This window comes from Staphylococcus sp. EG-SA-17, from assembly GCF_017151845.1.
Classification (GTDB): Bacteria; Bacillota; Bacilli; order Staphylococcales; family Staphylococcaceae; genus Staphylococcus; species Staphylococcus aureus.
Genome location: NZ_JACVZO010000004.1, coordinates 53,432 through 74,379, shown reverse-complemented (window position 1 = coordinate 74,379; position 20,948 = coordinate 53,432). Strand labels below are relative to the sequence as shown.

Sequence of the window (20,948 nt, the reverse complement as noted above, 5' to 3'; positions counted from 1 at the left end):
TTGAGAGCCTGAACTTTGTTCAGGCTCTTTTTAAATGTATATCAGACATGGGCGGCGACTTGATAGTGAAAGTCCATATATGCTTTGTAGTCAAAACTGCTAGCGGATATTGTTATCTTAACAAACGTGAAGCTCAAGCAGCAATTTAGTCATTTTATTTTTTATTGAAAGAAGTGGAAAACATGACAATGATATATAGAAATAATTTCATTGTGTTCGTTTTATCATTTTTTATTAGTATTATATTGTATTCATCGCACGTATTACTCCCATTTATGTTTGGTCCTATTATCGCATCAATCATTTGTGTGAAAGTTTTCAAACTTGATATTAAATGGCCATTCTTACTTAGTGAATTAGGTATTGTACTATTAGGTGTGCAAATCGGATCAACGTTTACGAAAAATGTCGTTATGGATATTAAAGACAATTGGCTTTCGATTATTGTTGTATCTATTTCGATATTATTAATTGCATTAGTAATGGCATTTATTTTTAAAAAAATTGCACGTATTAATACAGAAACAGCTATTTTAAGTGTTATACCAGGAGCACTAACACAAATGCTGGTCATGGCTGAACAAGACAAACGTGCTAATTTGTTAGTTGTTAGCTTAACGCAAACATCACGAATTATATTTGTTGTTGTTTTAGTACCGTTCATTTCATATTTTTTTCATGATGGTAACATGCATGCGAATGGAAAGTTAACAAAAGTCTTGCCTTTATCACAAGTATTAAACATAGGGCAAATAGTTATTTTAGCGATAGCTATCTTTATAGTTTATCTAATTATGTCTAAAATAAAGTTTCCAACATTTCAATTATTAGCACCACTCATTGTATTAATTGTTTGGAATTTTTCTACAGATTTAACATTTACACTAGATCATTGGTTGTTGAACATGGCACAACTAATATATATGATTAGAATTGGAGTTCAAATTGCGCATTTATTGTCAGATTTAAAAGGTAGACTAGCAATCGCAATTACAATTCAAAATATTATGTTGATAATTGGTGCGCTAATCATGGTTTATGTTATACATTTCTTTGATAATAATCCTATTAATGAATTGTTTCTTGGTGCAGCACCAGGAGGGGTTAATCAGATAGTTTTAGTTGCATTAGCTACTGGTGCCGATGTTGCTATGATTACGAGTTATCATATTTTCCGAATCTTTTTCATCCTATTTATTATTGCACCAGGAATTAATTACTTTTTAAAATATCGTTCGAATAAGCGTGAAGATTAGAAACTATCATCCATTTAAGTTGAATTATGCTTAGGATAGAATTCATTATTAAGGTTTAAGCAAAGGTTGTACATCTATATTTAGATTAAGATATCTAATATTCGCAGTGCATTAACTTGGAACTTTAACTTATGATTTGAATAAATTTTCACATCAAAAAACGAGACAGTCTATTAGTTAAAAATAGACGATGTCTCGTTTATTTTATGATGCTATAGCAAATTAATTGTGTTTAGGCTTTGATGGACAATCTTTTAAATGTGCATCATATAAACCGGCTGCTTCTAAAAACGAAAATACTGTTACTGGACCTAAAAATTTAAACCCGTATTGTTTTAAATCTTTAGATAGTTGTGTTGCAGTATCATCAACTGTGATACGATCAGAAGCATGTTCATACTGCAAATCTTTAGGCTTACCATTTACATATGACCATAAAAATTTACTAAAACTACCATATGCTTGTTCAATTTTTAAATACCCTTGAGCTTGATTAACAATTGCTTCTAATTTTTTACGATGATGAACGATATTTGGAAAAGTCATTAAGCGGTCGATATCTTGAGCGGTCATTTGCGCTACCTTTTCTGGTTCGAAATCATAAAATGCTTCTTCATAGGCTTCTTTCTTTTTTAAAATAGTTAACCAAGATAGCCCAGCATGTTGTGATTCTAATGCTAAAAGTTTAAACAATGCTTTGCTATCATAGAGCGGTTGTCCCCATACATAATCATGATAGTCTAAGTAGACTGGATCTTTAGTTCCAAATGCGCAATCATTCATTTTATTCCCACCTATACATTGACTTATTTTGTCAATCATTATACTATAAGTTAAGAGTTTAATATATGATTTGGGAAGAGTAAGTTCAAATTATTTTAAAGAGAGCATATGATTTGGTGTGAGTATGTAAATGATTTTTACTGAAGGTAGCCCACAGAGTATCTTAGCTGAACGTGATTAATAGTAGGCTAAGACGTGTTTGAGCGTTAATCATAATCTAGAGTGCTTGAAGAGATGAAGCATTTCAAATTTCACGATGATAGTATTGGTATGATTATTCCAATTATGTTAAAAGAGTGAATTTGATATTAATCATCCTTCTTGAATATAGGTGGTACCACGGAATATCCGTCCTATTTGTATATAGGATGGATATTTTTTATTTTTTTAGGAGGTATAGCAAATGGAAATGAAACCAAAATATGATCCTCGTGAAGTTGAAGCGGGACGTTATGAAGAATGGGTAAAGAATGGTTATTTTAAACCGTCAGAAGATAAATCAAAAGAAACATATACAATCGTTATCCCGCCACCAAATGTAACTGGTAAATTACATTTAGGACATGCATGGGATACAACTTTACAAGATATCATTACACGTATGAAACGTATGCAAGGGTACGATACGTTATACTTACCAGGTATGGATCATGCTGGTATTGCGACACAGGCAAAGGTAGAAGCTAAATTAAATGAACAAGGAATAACTAGATATGATCTTGGTCGTGAAAAGTTTTTAGAACAGGCATGGGATTGGAAAGAAGAGTATGCGTCATTTATTCGTGCGCAATGGGCTAAATTAGGTCTAGGTTTAGATTATAGTAGAGAACGTTTTACTTTAGATGAAGGTTTAAGTAAAGCAGTTAAAAAAGTTTTTGTTGATTTATACAATAAAGGAATTATTTATCGTGGCGAACGTATTATAAATTGGGATCCTAAAGCACGTACAGCTTTATCTGATATTGAAGTAATACATGAAGATGTTCAAGGTGCGTTTTATCATTTTAAATATCCTTACGCTGATGGTGAAGGTTTTATTGAAATTGCAACAACAAGACCAGAAACGATGTTAGGTGATACAGCGATTGTTGTTAACCCTAATGACGAACGATACAAAGATGTAATCGGTAAAACTGTTATATTACCAATCGTAGGACGCGAACTGCCTATTTTAGCAGATGAGTATGTTGATATAGACTTCGGTTCTGGTGCTATGAAAGTGACACCAGCACATGACCCTAATGATTTTGAAATTGGTCAAAGACATCAATTAGAAAATATTATCGTTATGGATGAAAATGGTAAAATGAACGACAAAGCTGGTAAATACGAAGGTATGGACCGTTTTGATTGTCGTAAACAGCTAGTTGAAGATTTAAAAGAACAAGATTTAGTTATCAAGATTGAAGATCATGTTCATTCTGTAGGTCATTCAGAACGATCTGGCGCTGTTGTTGAACCATATTTATCAACACAATGGTTTGTGCGCATGGAAGACTTAGCGAAACGTTCATTAGATAACCAAAAAACAGATGATCGTATTGATTTTTATCCGCAACGTTTCGAACATACATTTAACCAATGGATGGAAAATATTAGAGACTGGACGATTTCAAGACAATTATGGTGGGGTCATCAAATTCCGGCTTGGTATCATAAAGAAACAGGCGAAATATATGTTGGAGAAGAAGCGCCAACTGATATTGAAAATTGGCAACAAGATGAAGATGTATTAGATACGTGGTTCTCAAGTGCTTTATGGCCTTTCTCTACGTTAGGTTGGCCTGATTTAGAAAGTGAAGACTTTAAACGATACTACCCAACAAATGCCTTAGTTACAGGTTACGATATTATCTTCTTCTGGGTAGCACGCATGATATTCCAAGGCTTAGAATTTACAGATCGTCGTCCATTTAATGATGTATTATTACACGGTTTAGTTCGTGCTGAAGACGGGCGTAAGATGAGTAAATCATTAGGTAATGGTGTGGATCCAATGGATGTTATTGACGAATACGGTGCTGATAGCTTGCGTTACTTCTTAGCAACGGGTTCATCTCCAGGACATGATTTAAGATACTCAACTGAAAAAGTTGAGTCAGTGTGGAACTTTATCAATAAAATCTGGAATGGGGCACGTTTCAGTTTAATGAATATCGGTGAAGACTTTAAAGTTGAAGATATCGATTTAAGTGGTAACTTATCATTAGCAGATAAATGGATTCTAACACGTTTAAATGAAACGATTGCAACAGTTACTGATCTAAGTGACAAATATGAATTCGGCGAAGTTGGACGTGCATTATATAATTTCATTTGGGATGATTTCTGTGATTGGTACATTGAAATGAGTAAAATTCCAATGAATGGTAATGATGAAGAACAAAAACAAGTTACACGTTCAGTATTGAGTTATACTTTAGACAATATTATGAGAATGCTACATCCATTCATGCCATTTGTAACAGAGAAAATATGGCAAAGTTTACCACATGAAGGTGACACAATTGTTAAAGCTTCATGGCCAGAAGTGCGTGAATCATTGATTTTTGAAGAAAGTAAACAAACAATGCAACAACTTGTTGAAATCATTAAATCTGTAAGACAATCACGTGTAGAAGTAAATACGCCATTGTCTAAAGAAATACCTATTTTAATTCAAGCTAAAGATAAAGAAATTGAAACAACTTTATCACAAAACAAAGATTATTTAATCAAATTCTGTAATCCTAGTACCTTAAATATTAGCACTGACGTGGAAATTCCTGAGAAAGCAATGACATCAGTTGTAATTGCAGGTAAAGTGGTATTACCATTAGAAGGGCTAATTGATATGGATAAGGAAATCAGCCGTTTGGAAAAAGAATTAGCTAAACTTCAAAGCGAATTAGATAGAGTAGATAAAAAGCTCTCTAATGAAAACTTTGTAAGTAAAGCACCTGAAAAGGTTATAAATGAAGAAAAACGTAAAAAACAAGATTATCAAGAAAAATATGATGGTGTGAAGGCAAGAATTGAACAATTAAAAGCATAGGAGTTAGTAACAATGAATTACCTAGAGAGCTTGTATTGGATACACGAAAGAACTAAATTTGGCATCAAACCAGGTGTTAAACGTATGGAATGGATGCTAGCACAATTTAATAATCCTCAAAATAACATTAAGGGTATTCATGTAGGTGGCACAAATGGTAAAGGATCTACAGTTGCTTACCTTAGAACAGCTTTAGTTGAAAATGGTTATGAAGTAGGTACATTTACGTCGCCGTTTATTGAAACATTTAATGAACGAATTAGTCTAAATGGTGTGCCAATATCAAATGACGCTATTGTAGAATTAGTATCACGTATTAAACCAGTAAGTGAAATGATGGAACGTGAAACAGATTTAGGTGTTGCAACTGAATTCGAAATAATCACAGCGATGATGTTTTTATATTTTGGTGAAATACATCCTGTTGATTTTGTCATTGTTGAGGCTGGATTGGGTATAAAGAACGATTCGACAAATGTCTTTACACCGGTTTTATCAATCTTAACTAGTATCGGTCTAGACCATACAGATATTTTAGGTGGTACGTATCTAGATATTGCTAGGGATAAAGGCGCGATTATAAAGCCTAACGTTCCAGTGATATATGCTGTTAAAAATGAAGATGCATTAAAATATGTTCGTGAACGCGCAATTGAACAACATGCAAAGCCAATTGAATTAGATAGAGAAATTGTTGTTGTATCGCAAAATGATGAATTTACTTACCGTTATAAAGATTATGAATTAGAAACAATCATTTTAAGTATGTTAGGTGAACATCAGAAACAAAATGCTGCATTAGCCATAACAGCTCTTATTGAATTAAATGAACAAGGATTAATTGAATTAGATTTCAATAAGATGATAGACGGTATTGAATCAGTTCGTTGGACTGGACGTATTGAGCAGGTGCATGACAAACCTTTAATCATTTTGGATGGCGCACATAATTCAGAGAGTATAGATGCTCTAATTGATACAATTAAACAGTACCATGATAAAGAAAAAGTAGATATTTTGTTCTCAGCAATAAACGGAAAACCGATTAACGAGATGGTCAAACATTTAAGTTTAATTGCGCATACGTTTTATGCAACTGAATTTGATTTTCCGAAAGCGTTACGCAAAGAAGAAATTGTAGGTAGTATTGAAAATGATGAAATACAATTAGTAGATGACTACGTTGAATTTATAAAAAATTATCAAGGTGATACATTAGTAATTACCGGTAGTCTGTATTTCATAAGTGAAGTTAAATCAAAATTAGACTTTGAAGCATTATAAAACTAAAACTAAAATAGCCATGAAGAATCTATTTAATCAATAGGTAGAGCTTCATGGTTATTTTTTATGCTCTAAATCGTATGTGTTTATAAGGTTCAATTTCTTGCCATTATTAATTTTGCCGAGCAGTAATGGGCTGTTAAAGTATCCATCAATTATGCTTAGCAATATTGAAAAATTTAAATGAAAAAGCGATTCAATTCTTGAAAAATAGTGTATATTTACATTTTGATAATAACTAACTATAATTTACATAAGGAGGTTGTCATTTGGTAGTATTGTTATCTTATAGTTGCAGTTGTATCTTTAGTTTTCTATATCAATTTATATCTATAGAAGAAACGTCATTTGATTATTTACATAGAAGATCGAAATGTGATTATTGTAATTCATCACTCAAATGGTATGAATTAATGCCGATTATTAGTTTTTTATTATTAAAAGGGCGATGTCGAAACTGTCGAAAGCGTATTTCCCTAACACATTTCTTAGGGGAAACCTTTGCTATAATACCTATCGTCTTTATTAAGTATGATTTCACATACGTAAATGCTACGCTATTTATAACTACATATGTTTTTCTGCTTATTTTTACTATGACCGATATCACTTCTTTAATGTTAGATTGTCGCTTAATTATAATTTATTGTATCGTTTCTCTCTCGTTAAGTATGATTTATCCAGTAGCTTTTATCATTATTAGTATGACCACGCATATATTCTACTTTTTATTTCGGGCATATATTGGTTATGGTGACGTTTTACTAATATCTGCACTTTCTTTGTTTTTCCCTCTCCAATTCACTATTTATGTCATTTTATTTACATTTGTCATTGCTGGTTTAGTTGCTTTAATTACCATGATATTTAAGCCGATTAAACTATTACCCCTTGTTCCATTTATATTTATTTCATTTTTTATCAATTCACTTTTTTATAATGATATCCATCAATTTTTAGGAGGCGTATATTTTTGAAAATTAAAGAAATGGTAACTTCAGAAATGCCAAGAGAACGTTTGTTAAGCCATGGTGCAAAAAGTCTTTCGAATACAGAATTATTAGCTATATTAATTAACACCGGAAGAAAAGGATTCTCGAGCATAGACATTAGTAATGAACTGCTTAAATCTGCTTCGAATCTGAATGAATTGAAAAAATCTTCAATTAACGATTTGATACAAGTTAAAGGGATTGGATTACAAAAAGCAATTACTTTAAAAGCAGCATTTGAGCTAGGGGAAAGGATGGGGAGAAGAGCTGAAAATAATCGTATAAAAATAACGCAACCAAGTGATGTTGCTGATTATATGATTCCAACAATGAAAGATTTAACACAAGAACATTTTGTCATTTTATTGTTAAATTCAAAAAATGTAGTGATTAAAGAAACCTGTGTTTTTAAAGGTACATTAAATAGTTCGATTGTACATCCACGTGAAATTTTTAGTATTGCGGTGAGAGAAAATGCCAATGCAATCATCGCAGTTCATAATCATCCATCCGGTGATGTAACGCCCTCACAAGAAGATATCATAACAACAATGAGGTTGAAGGAGTGTGGTTTGATTTTAGGGATAGATTTATTGGATCATATTATAATCGGTGATAATAGATTTACGAGTCTTGTAGAAGCGGGTTACTTTGATGAAAATGATTGAAGTTGATAGAATTAATGACGTATCTTGTGTATAATACCTACGAAGTACTTTCATTGGAGGAAAAATAGTGACTCTATTTATTATTATCGGGGTTCTCGTGCCAATGGTTTATACCATGCAGTTAAATATTAAAAATGAACCTGTAACAAAGCGCAATCTATTAATAACATTAGCTTTATCTACGTTAGGTATTTTAGTAACGGCATTAGCAGGTGTGATTGTTACAAAACAAGCTTTTCCTTTATTAAGTGTAGCAATAGGCTCAATTTTTACAGGAATCGTTTGGGGCCTTTTACTAAGCGGTAGCTATGCGCTGATACGATTTTTATCTAACGCATTTGGGCGTAAGTAATAGTAATCTGTTCATCAAGTAGTATACGTGCTTGAAAACAAATTAAAACTCCTAATGTGGAACTAGTTAAAAAATTCTAAACTAGTACATTAGGAGTTTTGTTATGCAGAATAAATTTAATTGTTAAATTGAAAGTGTGGTAAAAACCCACTATTTATTTGAAAAAAATCGAGCAACCATATTAAACCTTGATATCCTAAGTAAATACATAATAAAACAAGTCCGACATAAATTAAAAATCGCAAAATAGAAAGTCCAACTCTAAAAAGGAGGATGACTAATAGTGCTATTAAAATAATTGTTAGTATACTCAATGCTACAAACCTCCTCATATGCTTTTAAATCATAACAAAATTATAAGCTATTTTAAATGAACGTGCATCAGTCCTAAGATATATCATGATTAAGGCTGAAGACTGAGGAAAATATACATAATAAAATATATAATTAGATGAAGACATTGGAGGCGAACTATGAGATTGATATTTAGTATGATTAAAAACATTATAGCAGTAATAGCAATTGTGATAATTGTTTATATCGCCTTGAAATACGCACCTTTTTTAAAAGAACAAGATTGGAATCCTGTAAATCACGATAATGATCAAATGAATCAAGTTACGCAACCCACTAATGATGCCCAACATGTTTATGTAAGTGGTGAGAAATATTCATTAAAAGAAAATGATTTAATAAAGAATGTACCATTAAGCCAAATTAAAAATGTATTTAAAATGATAGATAAACAAGAGTTTATGGCTGTGTCTGGAATGAATCGCATGGCTTATAATGATCAATATATTATAGGTCAAAGAGGAGACGAATTTATTCTTTATAAATTTGGAGATGAGTCAATGCGTGTTTACAATACTGAATTTGAAATGCAACAAGACTTAAATGAATTAGGGCAAAATTTACAACTAAAACCCGAAAATGCTTATCAATAGGAAATTATTGCATAAGAAATATATTTTAGTTATCCTGTCACTAGAATAAATTTAAAAGGTTGGTGTAGTTCAAATGGCAGAACAATCAAAACAGAAACAAGCTAATGAACAACAAAAGGCCCAGAACTTATTCGCACGTTGGAGACAACTTCAGAATTCGAACAGTGAATCCTCGAACGATACAAACAAATAATTTTAAAATTTAAATCGATTATTTAAACTACTAGTGACTGGAATGTTTGCTAGTAGTTTTTTTGCTTTTAAAATGCCACAAATTTTTTACGGAGTTGTTCATTTTCAAACTAATTCGTAGTTAGTGCTTTATTTCATAATGGGAGTAATATAAAATAGAAAAGGATATACAATATTTTGACATAATAGAGGTGTTCTGGGTGCTTAAGTTTTTTAAAAATAACAAATTAATTGTTGTTTTATGTGCAATTATCGTTTTTATTGCATTAATTGGGCTGTCCATACGTTCACAATCTCAATCACCTCCTGAACAATATATAGGTGATTCTGTGTCTTTTGGACAACGAGTTGTGAGTTATCCAGTTAATTTTGTTGCTGGTACGATTGGGGACTTTTTTAAAAAAGGAGATTCTAAAGAATCTAAAAATAAGATTAGCCAGTTAGAATCTAAGAACCAACAATTAGAAGCGGAAAATGAAAAATTAAAAAAAGAGCTTGATTTAAAAGATATTTCAAAATTTGATCCTATTTCTACTACGGTTTTAGCAAGAAATCCGGATCAGTGGATGAATACAATTGTTATTGATAAGGGATCTAAATCAGGTATAACTTCAAATATGGCTGTGATGACATCAAAAGGTTTTGTTGGAAGAGTTACTAAAGTTAATAAATTTTCTTCACAAGTTGATTTAATCTCAACTAATACACGTGCGGGTAAATTATCTGTAAATATACAACACGGCTCTAAAAATATATTTGGCTTAATTGATCGTTATGATGAAAAGAACTCAGAACTTGTAATTAGTGATATTAATAATAGAGATAATATCTCAAAAGGTGATAAAGTCGTTACAAGTGGATTAGCTGATCAATTACCAAGTAATTTATATATAGGAGAAGTGACTAAGGTTCAAAATGATCAATATGGCTTAGCTAAAGAAGTTAGGGTTAAGACTGGTGCAGACTTAACAGATTTGAGTCATGTTTATGTTGCAAAAAGAGATCCTAAAACAATTCCTGATGATGAAAGCAGGGATAAATAATGCGTACACTGTATTATTTTTTGATAGGTATTTTACTATTTTATATAGATACTGCAATTGGGCTTCTTATTCCAATGAACATAGGTAAGTTTGAACTTGTATTTGTACCACACCTTACATTTATGTATATTTTAATGATGGTAGTGTATCGTGGCTTTGGCGTATCATTATTGCTCAGCATATTTTTAGGCGTAATGACTGATGTATACTTTGGTAGTATTTATGGAGTGTACTTATTTGGCTATATATTGTTTTTAGCACTTATAGATCGATTCTTTAAAATTTTTTACAAAGATCATTCGATGTTATTCATTATTATATTAGCCAGCACCTTATTATTAGAAGTCTATGTGGCATTAATATACGGTATGTTAGGATTCATTCAATTTGATATTATTCATTTTGTAGTCTTTAGATTATTGCCAACATTAATTATGAATTTTGTACTGTTGATTATGCTTTATCCGTTGATTATAAAGTTCCTTAAAAAAACAAACAATGACATTGACATGAAACGTCGTCAATGGTAAGATGCAATAGTTGAGTAGTTATAAGTAGCTACATACAACCGCTCAAATATAGGTTCAAGAACATTTTTAATGAAGAAAGCGATTTTCAATCAAGGCGTTGAAGGAAGAAACGAGAAGAGTTTATCTTTATAAATGACTCGAGTTACGACCGAAACAACGTAGAGTGCAAACGCTTGACTCAATAACGAAATGTCACCTATGTATGGCGTGACTTATTATACAGGAGGTGCAAAGTATGTTTGCTATTATTGAAACAGGTGGAAAACAAATCAAAGTAGAAGAAGGTCAAGAAATCTTCGTTGAAAAATTAGACGTAAACGAAGGAGATACTTTTACATTTGATAAAGTATTATTTGTAGGTGGAGATTCAGTTAAAGTTGGAGCGCCAACAGTTGAAGGTGCAACAGTTACTGCTACTGTTAATAAACAAGGTCGCGGTAAAAAAATTACTGTATTCACATACAAACGTCGTAAAAATTCAAAACGTAAAAAAGGCCATCGTCAACCATACACTAAATTAACAATCGATAAAATCAACGCGTAATTATTATGATTACTGTTGATATTACAGTTAATGATGAAGGCAAAGTAACAGACGTTATTATGGATGGCCATGCTGACCATGGTGAATATGGTCATGATATCGTTTGTGCTGGAGCTTCAGCTGTATTGTTTGGTAGTGTTAATGCGATTATAGGATTGACATCTGAGAGACCAGATATCAATTATGACGACAATGGTGGTCATTTTCATATAAGAAGCGTTGATACAAATAACGATGAAGCGCAACTAATTCTTCAAACAATGCTTGTGTCTTTACAAACTATTGAAGAAGAATATAATGAGAATATTAGATTAAATTATAAGTGAGGTGCATTCCGATGTTAAAATTAAACTTACAATTCTTCGCATCTAAAAAAGGGGTAAGTTCTACAAAAAACGGACGTGACTCTGAATCAAAACGCTTAGGTGCTAAACGTGCTGACGGTCAATTCGTAACAGGTGGTTCAATTTTATATCGCCAACGTGGTACTAAAATTTACCCTGGTGAAAATGTAGGTCGTGGTGGCGATGATACATTATTCGCTAAAATCGACGGCGTTGTTAAATTCGAACGTAAAGGTCGCGACAAAAAACAAGTTTCTGTATATGCAGTAGCTGAATAATTTTGTCTAGTTAACACCAGAAGTGAATCTTCTGGTGTTTTTTACTTTTTATAAAACGTTTTTCATTATTATTTTCATTTTGTTATTAAAAAATGGGAATTTTAGACGTTATACTAAATGTGCGACTGCATAAGAGCCCCTAATCGCTAAACTATAAGGGGCTCTAATATGCTATAATTATTGGGAAAATGAAAATTATATGTAAAAGAGGTGAGATATATGTTTGTCGATCAAGTCAAAATATCTCTTAAAGCCGGTGATGGTGGTAATGGTATTACCGCATACAGAAGAGAAAAATATGTACCATTTGGTGGACCAGCTGGCGGTGACGGTGGTAAAGGTGCTTCAGTCGTATTTGAAGTGGATGAAGGTTTAAGAACGTTATTAGATTTTAGATATCAACGTCATTTTAAAGCAAGCAAAGGTGAAAATGGCCAAAGTAGTAATATGCATGGTAAAAATGCGGAAGATTTAGTATTAAAAGTTCCACCTGGTACAATTATTAAAAATGTTGAAACAGACGAAGTGTTAGCAGATCTTGTTGAAGATGGTCAAAGAGCTGTAGTAGCGAAGGGCGGTCGAGGTGGCCGAGGTAATTCACGTTTTGCAACACCTAGAAACCCTGCACCTGACTTCAGTGAAAAAGGTGAACCAGGCGAGGAATTAGATGTATCTTTAGAATTGAAATTATTAGCTGATGTAGGATTAGTAGGTTTCCCTAGTGTGGGTAAATCGACTTTATTATCTATCGTTTCAAAAGCTAAGCCTAAAATTGGGGCATATCATTTTACAACGATTAAACCAAATCTAGGTGTTGTTTCAACACCTGATCAACGTAGTTTTGTTATGGCAGATTTACCAGGTTTAATTGAAGGTGCATCTGATGGCGTTGGATTAGGACATCAATTTTTAAGACATGTAGAGAGAACAAAAGTTATTGTTCACATGATTGATATGAGCGGTTCTGAAGGTAGAGAACCTATTGAAGATTATAAAGTCATTAATCAAGAATTAGCTGCGTACGAGCAACGTTTAGAAGATAGACCTCAAATCGTAGTAGCTAACAAGATGGATTTACCTGAATCACAAGATAATTTAAACTTGTTTAAAGAAGAAATTGGCGAAGATGTGCCAGTTATTCCAGTTTCAACAATAACGCGTGATAATATTGATCAATTATTATATGCAATAGCAGATAAATTAGAAGAATATAAAGATGTTGACTTCACAGTTGAAGAAGAGGAGTCAGTTGGCATTAACCGAGTATTATATAAACATACACCGTCACAAGATAAATTTACAATTTCAAGAGATGATGATGGTGCTTATGTGGTAAGTGGTAATGCTATTGAAAGAATGTTTAAAATGACTGACTTTAACAGTGATCCAGCAGTACGTCGATTTGCTCGTCAAATGCGTTCGATGGGTATTGATGATGCACTTAGAGAACGTGGTTGTAAAAATGGTGATATCGTTAGAATTCTTGGCGGAGAATTTGAATTCGTTGAATAGGAGCGTAACATGATGGACAATAAAGATTATAAAAAGTTTTATTTAATTAGAGAAGATGTCTTGCCTGAATCCGTGGTTAAAACATTGAAGATTAAAGATGCCTTAAAAAGTGATCCGACATTGTCCATTTATGATGCCGTTAAACAGTTTGATCTATCTAGAAGTGCTTTTTATAAATATAGAGAAACGATATTTCCAGTAGACGATAAAATGCTTGACCATCGAGAATTTACATTAATTTTATATGTAACAGATATTGTGGGTATGTTGGCACGTGTACTAGATGTTATATCAAAGTTAGAACTATCTGTATTAACGATTCATCAAAGTATTCCAATGGAAGAAAAAGCAACAATAACATTATCACTGAATGCTAAATCTAAAGAAACTGCAGTAGAAGATGTTATTGGCGCTTTGAGAAATTTAGATTATGTATCAAAAGTAGAATTAATTAGTATGAGTATGTAAGGATGTGCCTATAATGTACGCGTATGTCAAAGGTAAGTTAACACATTTATATCCTACACACGTAGTTGTTGAAACTGCTGGTGTTGGTTATGAAATTCAAACACCAAATTCTTATCGTTTTCAAAAGCAACTAGATCATGAAGTTTTAATTCATACATCTTTAATTGTTCGTGAAGATGCACAATTATTGTATGGATTTAGTAGTGAAGAAGAGAAAGATATGTTCTTGAGTTTAATTAAAGTTACTGGTATTGGTCCGAAATCAGCTTTAGCTATTTTAGCGACAAGTACGCCTAATGAAGTAAAACGTGCCATTGAAAATGAAAATGATACGTATTTAACTAAATTCCCAGGAATTGGTAAGAAAACGGCAAGACAGATTGTCTTAGATTTAAAAGGTAAAGTGAAAATCACTGAAGAAGATAGCGATTCATTATTACAAGTAGACGCTACTTCGACGGTGCAAGATCAATTCGTGCAAGAAGCAATGTTAGCGTTAGAAGCATTAGGTTATTCTAAACGAGAGCTTGCAAAAGTTGAGAAAACGTTAAATAAAAATAAATATGACTCAGTTGATGAAGCTGTTAAGGCAGGTCTTCAATTAGTTGTATCTTAATTTTAAATAGATTAATAGGGGAAGTGTTGTCATGAATGAGCGTATGGTTGATCAATCAATGCATAGTGAAGAAACTGATTTCGAATTGTCGCTTAGACCTACGAGATTACGACAATATATTGGTCAAAATTCAATAAAAAGTAATTTAGAAGTATTTATTAAAGCGGCTAAACTTCGTCATGAACCATTAGATCATGTATTGCTTTTTGGCCCCCCTGGATTAGGTAAGACAACATTATCTAATATCATTGCCAATGAAATGGAAGTTAATATACGTACAGTATCAGGGCCTTCATTAGAAAGACCTGGTGATTTGGCTGCAATTTTATCAGGACTTCAACCTGGAGATGTTTTGTTTATTGATGAAATACACAGACTGAGTAGTGTTGTTGAAGAAGTGTTATACCCTGCAATGGAAGATTTCTTTTTAGATATTATCATTGGTAAAGGCGATGAGGCTAGAAGTATCCGTATCGACTTACCTCCATTCACTTTGGTAGGTGCAACAACGCGAGCTGGCAGCTTAACAGGTCCACTAAGGGATCGATTTGGTGTGCACTTAAGATTAGAATATTATAATGAATCAGATTTAAAAGAAATCATTATTAGAACAGCTGAGGTTTTAGGCACAGGTATTGATGAAGAAAGTGCCATTGAACTTGCTAAACGTTCTAGAGGGACTCCAAGAGTAGCAAATCGACTATTGAAGCGGGTAAGAGACTTCCAGCAAGTGAATGAAGATGAACAAATATACATTGAAACAACGAAGCACGCATTAGGTTTACTTCAAGTTGATCAACACGGACTAGATTACATTGATCATAAAATGATGAACTGTATTATTAAGCAGTATAATGGTGGACCTGTTGGTTTAGATACGATTGCCGTAACAATTGGTGAAGAACGTATTACAATTGAGGACGTTTATGAGCCATTTCTTATTCAGAAAGGCTTTTTAGAACGTACGCCACGTGGCAGAAAAGCAACACCATTAGCTTATGAACATTTTGCAAAGTCGAATGAGGAGAGAGAATAACGTGAATTTTGAAGAATTTGACTATGACTTACCAGAATCATTAATTGCTCAAACGCCTTTAAAAGATCGTGATCATAGTCGTTTATTAGTCATGGATAGAGAAACTGGTGAAATGAAACATTTACATTTCAAAGATATCATTGAGTATTTTAGACCTGGTGATACATTAGTGCTTAACGATACGCGAGTAATGCCAGCTAGACTTTTTGGTTTAAAAGAAGAAACTGGTGCAAAAGTTGAAATGTTAATGTTAACTCAAATTGAAGGTAATGATTGGGAAGTCTTACTGAAACCAGCTAAGCGTATTAAAGTTGGTAATAAATTGAATTTTGGTAATGGCAAAATTATAGCTGAATGCATAAAAGAAATGGATCAAGGTGGACGCATCATGCGTTTACATTATGAAGGTATTTTACAAGAAAGATTAGATGAATTAGGGGAAATGCCACTGCCACCATACATCAAAGAACGTTTAGATGATCCAGATCGTTATCAAACAGTTTACGCTAAAGAAAGTGGTTCAGCGGCAGCACCAACAGCAGGATTACATTTTACTGATGAGTTATTAACTGAAATTAAAAATAAAGGTGTTAATATCGCATTTGTTACATTACATGTTGGGTTAGGTACGTTTAGACCGGTGAGCGTCGATGATGTGAATGACCACGAAATGCATAGTGAATATTATCAAATGACACAAGAAACAGCTGATTTATTAAATGATACTGAGTCCAAAGGACATCGCATTATATCAGTTGGTACAACTTCAACACGTACACTTGAAACAATTCGACGCGATCATGATAAATTTGTTGAAACGAGTGGCTGGACTAATATATTTATTTATCCAGGATTTGATTTTAAAGCAATTGATGGCCAGATTACTAATTTTCATTTACCAAAATCAACATTAGTTATGCTAGTATCAGCGTTTAGTACTCGTGAAAATGTTCTGAATGCTTATAAAACGGCAGTAAATTTAGAATATAGATTCTTTAGTTTTGGCGATGCAATGTTAATTATATAAAAAGAATGTGAGGATTTTGAATATGCCTGCAGTAACATACGAACACATTAAAACTTGTAAACAATCAGGTGCGCGTTTAGGTATCGTGCACACACCACACGGTTCATTTGAAACACCTATGTTTATGCCAGTTGGTACTAAAGCAACCGTTAAAACAATGAGTCCAGAAGAGTTAAGACAAATTGAAGCAAAAATCATTTTGGGCAACACATATCATTTGTGGTTACAACCCGGAAATGATATTATCAAACACGCTGGGGGATTACATAAATTCATGAATTGGGATGGTCCGATTCTAACAGATTCAGGCGGTTTCCAAGTGTTTAGTTTAAGTAATTTACGTAAAATTACAGAAGAAGGCGTGGAATTTAGACATCATACTAATGGGTCTAAATTATTTTTGAGTCCTGAGAAATCAATGCAAATTCAAAATGATTTAGGTTCTGATATTATGATGGCATTTGATGAATGTCCACCAATGCCTGCTGAATATGATTATGTAAAAAAATCTATTGAACGTACAACACGTTGGGCGAAAAGATGTCTAGATGCACACCAAAGACCTGAAGATCAAGCATTGTTCGGCATTATACAAGGTGGCGAATATGAAGATTTAAGAGAACAAAGTGCAAAGGATTTAGTAGAATTAGATTTTCCTGGTTATGCAATCGGCGGTTTGTCAGTTGGTGAACCTAAACCGGTTATGTATAAAATGGTTGAACATACAGAGCAGTTTATGCCTAAAGATAAACCAAGATATTTAATGGGTGTAGGATCTCCAGATGCGTTAATCGAATGTAGTATTCGCGGCATGGATATGTTTGATTGTGTCTTACCGACACGTATTGCCAGAAATGGTACTTGTATGACATCGCAAGGTCGTTTAGTTATTAAAAATGCAAAATTTGCAGATGATTTAAGACCGTTAGATGAGAATTGTGACTGTTATACATGTCAAAACTATTCAAGAGCGTATATACGTCATTTAATCAAGGCAGAGGAAACTTTTGGTATTCGTCTTACTACTATTCATAATTTACATTTTCTGCTAAAATTAATGGAAGATATAAGACAAGCCATTCGAGAAGATCGTCTTTTAGATTTCAAAGAAGAATTCTTCGAGCAATATGGATTAAATGTTGAGAACCCAAAAAACTTTTAAGCAAGAGGAGCGTATAAAATGCAATTTTCATTACTAATATATATAGTCGTAATTTTTGCGGTTATGTATTTCTTGATGATTAGACCACAACAAAAACGTGCGAAACAGCATCGTGAGTTGATTAATAACATTCAATCTGGTCAAAGAATTACAACTATTGGTGGTATTAAAGGTACTGTTAAAGCAGTAGATGAAACAACTGTTGTTATTACAGTTAATGGTCATGGTACTGAATTAACTTTCGAAAAACCTGCTATTAAACAAGTTGACCCTTCATAACGAGAAGTGGTATTAAAAAGGATGAAACGAATAGCGTTTCATCCTTTTTAAGTTATAAGTAGTATGTAGAATAGCTTATTTTTATTCCAAAAAAAGAAATTGTGATACATAATAATTGTTAAATTTAAATTAAATATATCTATGACTATTTTTACTCCCTGCTCTAGTATGTTAATATGTATAAGGCTAATAAATTTTGTAAGAAAGATTTAACTTGCGTTATAAAATAGTATTCAAGTATTCTAAATACATACGTAAATAATGAGGTGTTCATGTGAAGAAAAGTAGTAGAATAATTGCGTTCTTGCTTTTAGTCGTATTGTTGTTTGCCGGAATGGCTGCAACTTATAAAAGTGTTATAAAGAATGTCAATTTAGGACTTGATTTGCAAGGTGGATTTGAGGTGCTTTATCAAGTCGATCCTTTAAATAAAGGCGACAAAATAGATAAAAAAGCCTTACAATCAACAGCGCAAACATTAGAAAATCGTGTTAACGTTTTAGGTGTTTCCGAACCTAAAATTCAAGTTGAAGAACCTAATAGAATTAGAGTTCAACTTGCTGGTGTAACAGACCAGAATGAAGCACGTAAAATTTTATCTTCTCAGGCTAATTTAACAATTCGCGATGCAGAAGATAAAGTAAAATTAAGCGGTTCTGATATTAAACAGGGATCTGCCAAACAAGAATTTAAACAGGAAACAAACCAGCCTACAGTTACTTTTAAAGTAAAAGACAAAAACAAATTTAAAAAAGTAACGGAAGAAATCTCTAAGAAACGTGATAATGTCATGGTTGTTTGGTTAGATTTCAAAAAAGGTGACAGCTATAAAAAAGAAGCACAAAAGAAAAACCCTAAATTTATTTCTGCAGCAAGTGTTGATCAACCAATCAATTCTGATAGCGTAGAAATCTCTGGTGGATTTAAAGGACAAGAAGGCGTTAAAAAAGCAAAACAAATCGCCGAATTGTTAAATGCAGGTTCTTTACCAGTTGACTTGAAAGAAATTTATTCAAACTCAGTAGGTGCACAATTTGGTCAAGATGCATTAGATAAAACTGTGTTTGCATCGTTTATTGGTGTAGCATTAATTTATTTATTCATGCTTGGATTCTACCGATTACCTGGTTTAGTAGCGATTATTGCATTGACAACTTATATCTATCTAACGTTAGTAGCATTTAATTTCATTTCCGGGGTTCTAACTTTACCAGGATTAGCGGCGTTGGTATTAGGTGTAGGTATGGCTGTAGATGCCAATATTATCATGTATGAGCGTATTAAGGATGAACTTCGAATAGGTAGAACGATAAAGCAAGCCTTTTCTAAAGCAAACAAAAGTTCGTTCCTAACAATTTTTGATTCTAACTTAACAACAGTTATCGCCGCAGCAGTATTATTCTTCTTCGGTGAAAGTTCAGTTAAAGGTTTCGCGACAATGTTATTATTAGGTATTCTAATGATCTTTGTTACAGCCGTGTTCTTATCAAGATTCTTATTATCATTACTTGTTTCATCAAATATATTCAAAAATCAATTTTGGTTATTTGGTGTTAAAAAGAATAAACGACATGATATTAATGAAGGTGTAGATGTTCATGACCTTAAAACTTCATTCGAGAAATGGAATTTTGTTAAATTAGCTAAGCCATTAATTGGAGTAAGTATTTTAATTGTAGTTGTCGGTTTAGTTATTCTTTATATCTTCAAGTTAAACTTAGGAATTGATTTCTCAAGTGGTACACGTGTAGATTTCCAATCTAAACAAGCAATTACTCAACAAAAGGTTGAGCAAGTTGTAAAAGATAGTGGACTTAAAGCGGATCAAATTCAAATCAATGGTAAAGATAATAAAGTAGCAACTGTTCAATTTAAAGACGATTTAACGCGTGCTCAAGATAATAAATTGAGTGATAATATTAAATCGAAATTCGGTGACACACCTCAAATTAATACTGTATCACCAATTATTGGACAGGAATTAGCAAAAAATGCAATGCTTGCATTAATCTATGCATCGATAGGTATCATCATCTATGTATCATTACGATTTGAATGGCGCATGGGTCTTTCATCTGTATTGGCATTATTACATGATGTATTCATTATAGTAGCGATTTTCAGTTTATTTAGAATTGAAGTAGATTTAACATTTATCGCCGCTGTATTAACAATTGTCGGTTATTCAATTAATGATACAATCGTAACGTTTGACCGTGTACGTGAAAACTTACAAAAGGTTAAAGTGATTACGACAACAGAACAAATTGATGATATCGTTAATAGATCAATTAGACAGACAATGACACGTTCAATTAATACAGTATTAACAGTTATTGTAGTAGTAGTTGCTATACTATTCTTCGGTGCTCCTACGATATTCAACTTTACTTTAGCATTATTTATCGGATTGATTTCTGGTGTATTCTCTTCAATCTTCATTGCCGTTCCGCTATGGGGAATAATGAAAAAACGTCAGCTGAAAAAATCGCCGAAACACAAATTAGTTGTATATAAAGAAAAGAAATCGAACGATGAAAAGATTTTAGTTTAAAATGAATTAAGCGGTATGTGAAACAATAAAGAGTTCACATACCGCTT

Annotated in this window: 24 protein-coding genes and 2 other annotated features; of the genes, 22 read left to right on the top strand and 2 right to left on the bottom strand. The window is 32.7% G+C overall.

Annotated features, from left to right (window positions below):
- The first annotated feature begins 47 nt into the window (after positions 1 to 47).
- The gene (locus IDG65_RS03190) at positions 48 to 149 is read left to right on the top strand and encodes a hypothetical protein (protein WP_001788970.1); all 102 of its coding nucleotides are present in this window, start codon (positions 48 to 50) and stop codon (positions 147 to 149) included.
- A gap of 33 nt (positions 150 to 182) precedes the next feature.
- Positions 183 to 1,256: an AbrB family transcriptional regulator gene (locus tag IDG65_RS03185; protein WP_000177993.1), complete on the top strand. Its 1,074-nt coding sequence runs from the start codon at positions 183 to 185 to the stop codon at positions 1,254 to 1,256.
- Positions 1,257 to 1,478: 222 nt separating this feature from the next.
- Here the strand turns inward: IDG65_RS03185 and IDG65_RS03180 are convergent, their stop codons facing one another.
- Complete coding sequence (locus tag IDG65_RS03180) at positions 1,479 to 2,039, bottom strand: DNA-3-methyladenine glycosylase I (protein WP_000997121.1); 561 nt, start codon at positions 2,037 to 2,039, stop codon at positions 1,479 to 1,481.
- Between the two features lie 57 nt (positions 2,040 to 2,096).
- Positions 2,097 to 2,398: a binding site (T-box leader), on the top strand.
- A gap of 44 nt (positions 2,399 to 2,442) precedes the next feature.
- On the opposite strand from IDG65_RS03180, the gene IDG65_RS03175 reads away from it, so the two are divergent.
- The 5 genes from IDG65_RS03175 (at position 2,443) to IDG65_RS03155 (ending at position 8,369) form a co-directional block, all read left to right on the top strand.
- The gene (locus IDG65_RS03175) at positions 2,443 to 5,073 is read left to right on the top strand and encodes a valine--tRNA ligase (protein ID WP_000425346.1); all 2,631 of its coding nucleotides are present in this window, start codon (positions 2,443 to 2,445) and stop codon (positions 5,071 to 5,073) included.
- Between the two features lie 12 nt (positions 5,074 to 5,085).
- Positions 5,086 to 6,357 carry a bifunctional folylpolyglutamate synthase/dihydrofolate synthase gene (locus tag IDG65_RS03170; RefSeq protein WP_001108346.1) on the top strand — a complete coding sequence of 424 codons (1,272 nt, stop codon included), beginning with the start codon at positions 5,086 to 5,088 and terminating at the stop codon, positions 6,355 to 6,357.
- A gap of 269 nt (positions 6,358 to 6,626) precedes the next feature.
- On the top strand, positions 6,627 to 7,334 hold the full coding sequence (locus IDG65_RS03165) for a prepilin peptidase (RefSeq protein WP_000261107.1): 708 nt from the start codon (positions 6,627 to 6,629) through the stop codon (positions 7,332 to 7,334).
- On the top strand, positions 7,331 to 8,017 hold the full coding sequence (gene radC, locus IDG65_RS03160) for a RadC family protein (protein ID WP_000692886.1): 687 nt from the start codon (positions 7,331 to 7,333) through the stop codon (positions 8,015 to 8,017). Before IDG65_RS03165 ends, radC begins: the two co-directional genes overlap by 4 nt.
- 67 nt (positions 8,018 to 8,084) lie before the next feature.
- On the top strand, positions 8,085 to 8,369 hold the full coding sequence (locus tag IDG65_RS03155; protein ID WP_000171859.1) for a hypothetical protein: 285 nt from the start codon (positions 8,085 to 8,087) through the stop codon (positions 8,367 to 8,369).
- Positions 8,370 to 8,485: 116 nt separating this feature from the next.
- Here IDG65_RS03155 and IDG65_RS03150 read toward each other — a convergent pair whose 3' ends face one another.
- Positions 8,486 to 8,683: a hypothetical protein gene (locus IDG65_RS03150; RefSeq protein ID WP_000025835.1), complete on the bottom strand. Its 198-nt coding sequence runs from the start codon at positions 8,681 to 8,683 to the stop codon at positions 8,486 to 8,488.
- A 159-nt stretch (positions 8,684 to 8,842) separates the two neighbouring features.
- Here IDG65_RS03150 and IDG65_RS03145 point away from each other — a divergent pair, with 159 nt between their 5' ends.
- The 15 genes from IDG65_RS03145 to secDF all read left to right on the top strand — a co-directional run bounded on the left by IDG65_RS03145 (position 8,843) and on the right by secDF (position 20,901).
- Positions 8,843 to 9,316, top strand: coding sequence for a DUF4930 family protein (locus IDG65_RS03145; protein ID WP_001236734.1), 474 nt, complete (start codon positions 8,843 to 8,845; stop codon positions 9,314 to 9,316).
- A gap of 73 nt (positions 9,317 to 9,389) precedes the next feature.
- Positions 9,390 to 9,509: a hypothetical protein gene (locus IDG65_RS03140; protein ID WP_000840602.1), complete on the top strand. Its 120-nt coding sequence runs from the start codon at positions 9,390 to 9,392 to the stop codon at positions 9,507 to 9,509.
- Between the two features lie 199 nt (positions 9,510 to 9,708).
- On the top strand, positions 9,709 to 10,551 hold the full coding sequence (mreC, locus tag IDG65_RS03135; RefSeq protein ID WP_000911038.1) for a rod shape-determining protein MreC: 843 nt from the start codon (positions 9,709 to 9,711) through the stop codon (positions 10,549 to 10,551).
- Positions 10,551 to 11,081, top strand: coding sequence for a rod shape-determining protein MreD (gene mreD, locus IDG65_RS03130; RefSeq protein ID WP_001259930.1), 531 nt, complete (start codon positions 10,551 to 10,553; stop codon positions 11,079 to 11,081). Before mreC ends, mreD begins: the two co-directional genes overlap by 1 nt.
- A gap of 26 nt (positions 11,082 to 11,107) precedes the next feature.
- Positions 11,108 to 11,304 (top strand) — a sequence feature (ribosomal protein L21 leader region).
- A gap of 12 nt (positions 11,305 to 11,316) precedes the next feature.
- Positions 11,317 to 11,625 carry a 50S ribosomal protein L21 gene (rplU, locus tag IDG65_RS03125; protein WP_000457386.1) on the top strand — a complete coding sequence of 103 codons (309 nt, stop codon included), beginning with the start codon at positions 11,317 to 11,319 and terminating at the stop codon, positions 11,623 to 11,625.
- 5 nt (positions 11,626 to 11,630) lie between these two features.
- Positions 11,631 to 11,951 carry a ribosomal-processing cysteine protease Prp gene (locus IDG65_RS03120; protein ID WP_000633692.1) on the top strand — a complete coding sequence of 107 codons (321 nt, stop codon included), beginning with the start codon at positions 11,631 to 11,633 and terminating at the stop codon, positions 11,949 to 11,951.
- Between the two features lie 11 nt (positions 11,952 to 11,962).
- On the top strand, positions 11,963 to 12,247 hold the full coding sequence (gene rpmA, locus IDG65_RS03115) for a 50S ribosomal protein L27 (protein ID WP_000916187.1): 285 nt from the start codon (positions 11,963 to 11,965) through the stop codon (positions 12,245 to 12,247).
- A gap of 219 nt (positions 12,248 to 12,466) precedes the next feature.
- On the top strand, positions 12,467 to 13,759 hold the full coding sequence (gene obgE, locus IDG65_RS03110; protein WP_000496100.1) for a GTPase ObgE: 1,293 nt from the start codon (positions 12,467 to 12,469) through the stop codon (positions 13,757 to 13,759).
- 12 nt (positions 13,760 to 13,771) lie between these two features.
- Positions 13,772 to 14,227 (top strand): ACT domain-containing protein, encoded by a 456-nt coding sequence (locus IDG65_RS03105; RefSeq protein WP_000368899.1) that lies wholly within the window; start codon positions 13,772 to 13,774, stop codon positions 14,225 to 14,227.
- Between the two features lie 13 nt (positions 14,228 to 14,240).
- Positions 14,241 to 14,843 carry a Holliday junction branch migration protein RuvA gene (ruvA, locus tag IDG65_RS03100; protein WP_000271551.1) on the top strand — a complete coding sequence of 201 codons (603 nt, stop codon included), beginning with the start codon at positions 14,241 to 14,243 and terminating at the stop codon, positions 14,841 to 14,843.
- A gap of 31 nt (positions 14,844 to 14,874) precedes the next feature.
- Positions 14,875 to 15,879: a Holliday junction branch migration DNA helicase RuvB gene (gene ruvB, locus IDG65_RS03095; RefSeq protein WP_001005767.1), complete on the top strand. Its 1,005-nt coding sequence runs from the start codon at positions 14,875 to 14,877 to the stop codon at positions 15,877 to 15,879.
- A gap of 1 nt (position 15,880) precedes the next feature.
- Complete coding sequence (queA, locus tag IDG65_RS03090) at positions 15,881 to 16,906, top strand: tRNA preQ1(34) S-adenosylmethionine ribosyltransferase-isomerase QueA (protein ID WP_001008435.1); 1,026 nt, start codon at positions 15,881 to 15,883, stop codon at positions 16,904 to 16,906.
- 22 nt (positions 16,907 to 16,928) lie between these two features.
- Positions 16,929 to 18,068, top strand: coding sequence for a tRNA guanosine(34) transglycosylase Tgt (tgt, locus tag IDG65_RS03085; RefSeq protein ID WP_001112045.1), 1,140 nt, complete (start codon positions 16,929 to 16,931; stop codon positions 18,066 to 18,068).
- A gap of 18 nt (positions 18,069 to 18,086) precedes the next feature.
- Positions 18,087 to 18,347, top strand: coding sequence for a preprotein translocase subunit YajC (gene yajC / locus IDG65_RS03080; RefSeq protein ID WP_001160682.1), 261 nt, complete (start codon positions 18,087 to 18,089; stop codon positions 18,345 to 18,347).
- Positions 18,348 to 18,621: 274 nt separating this feature from the next.
- Entirely contained in the window at positions 18,622 to 20,901 is a 2,280-nt protein-coding gene (gene secDF / locus IDG65_RS03075; protein ID WP_000749795.1) for a protein translocase subunit SecDF, read from the top strand.
- Positions 20,902 to 20,948 lie beyond the last annotated feature (47 nt).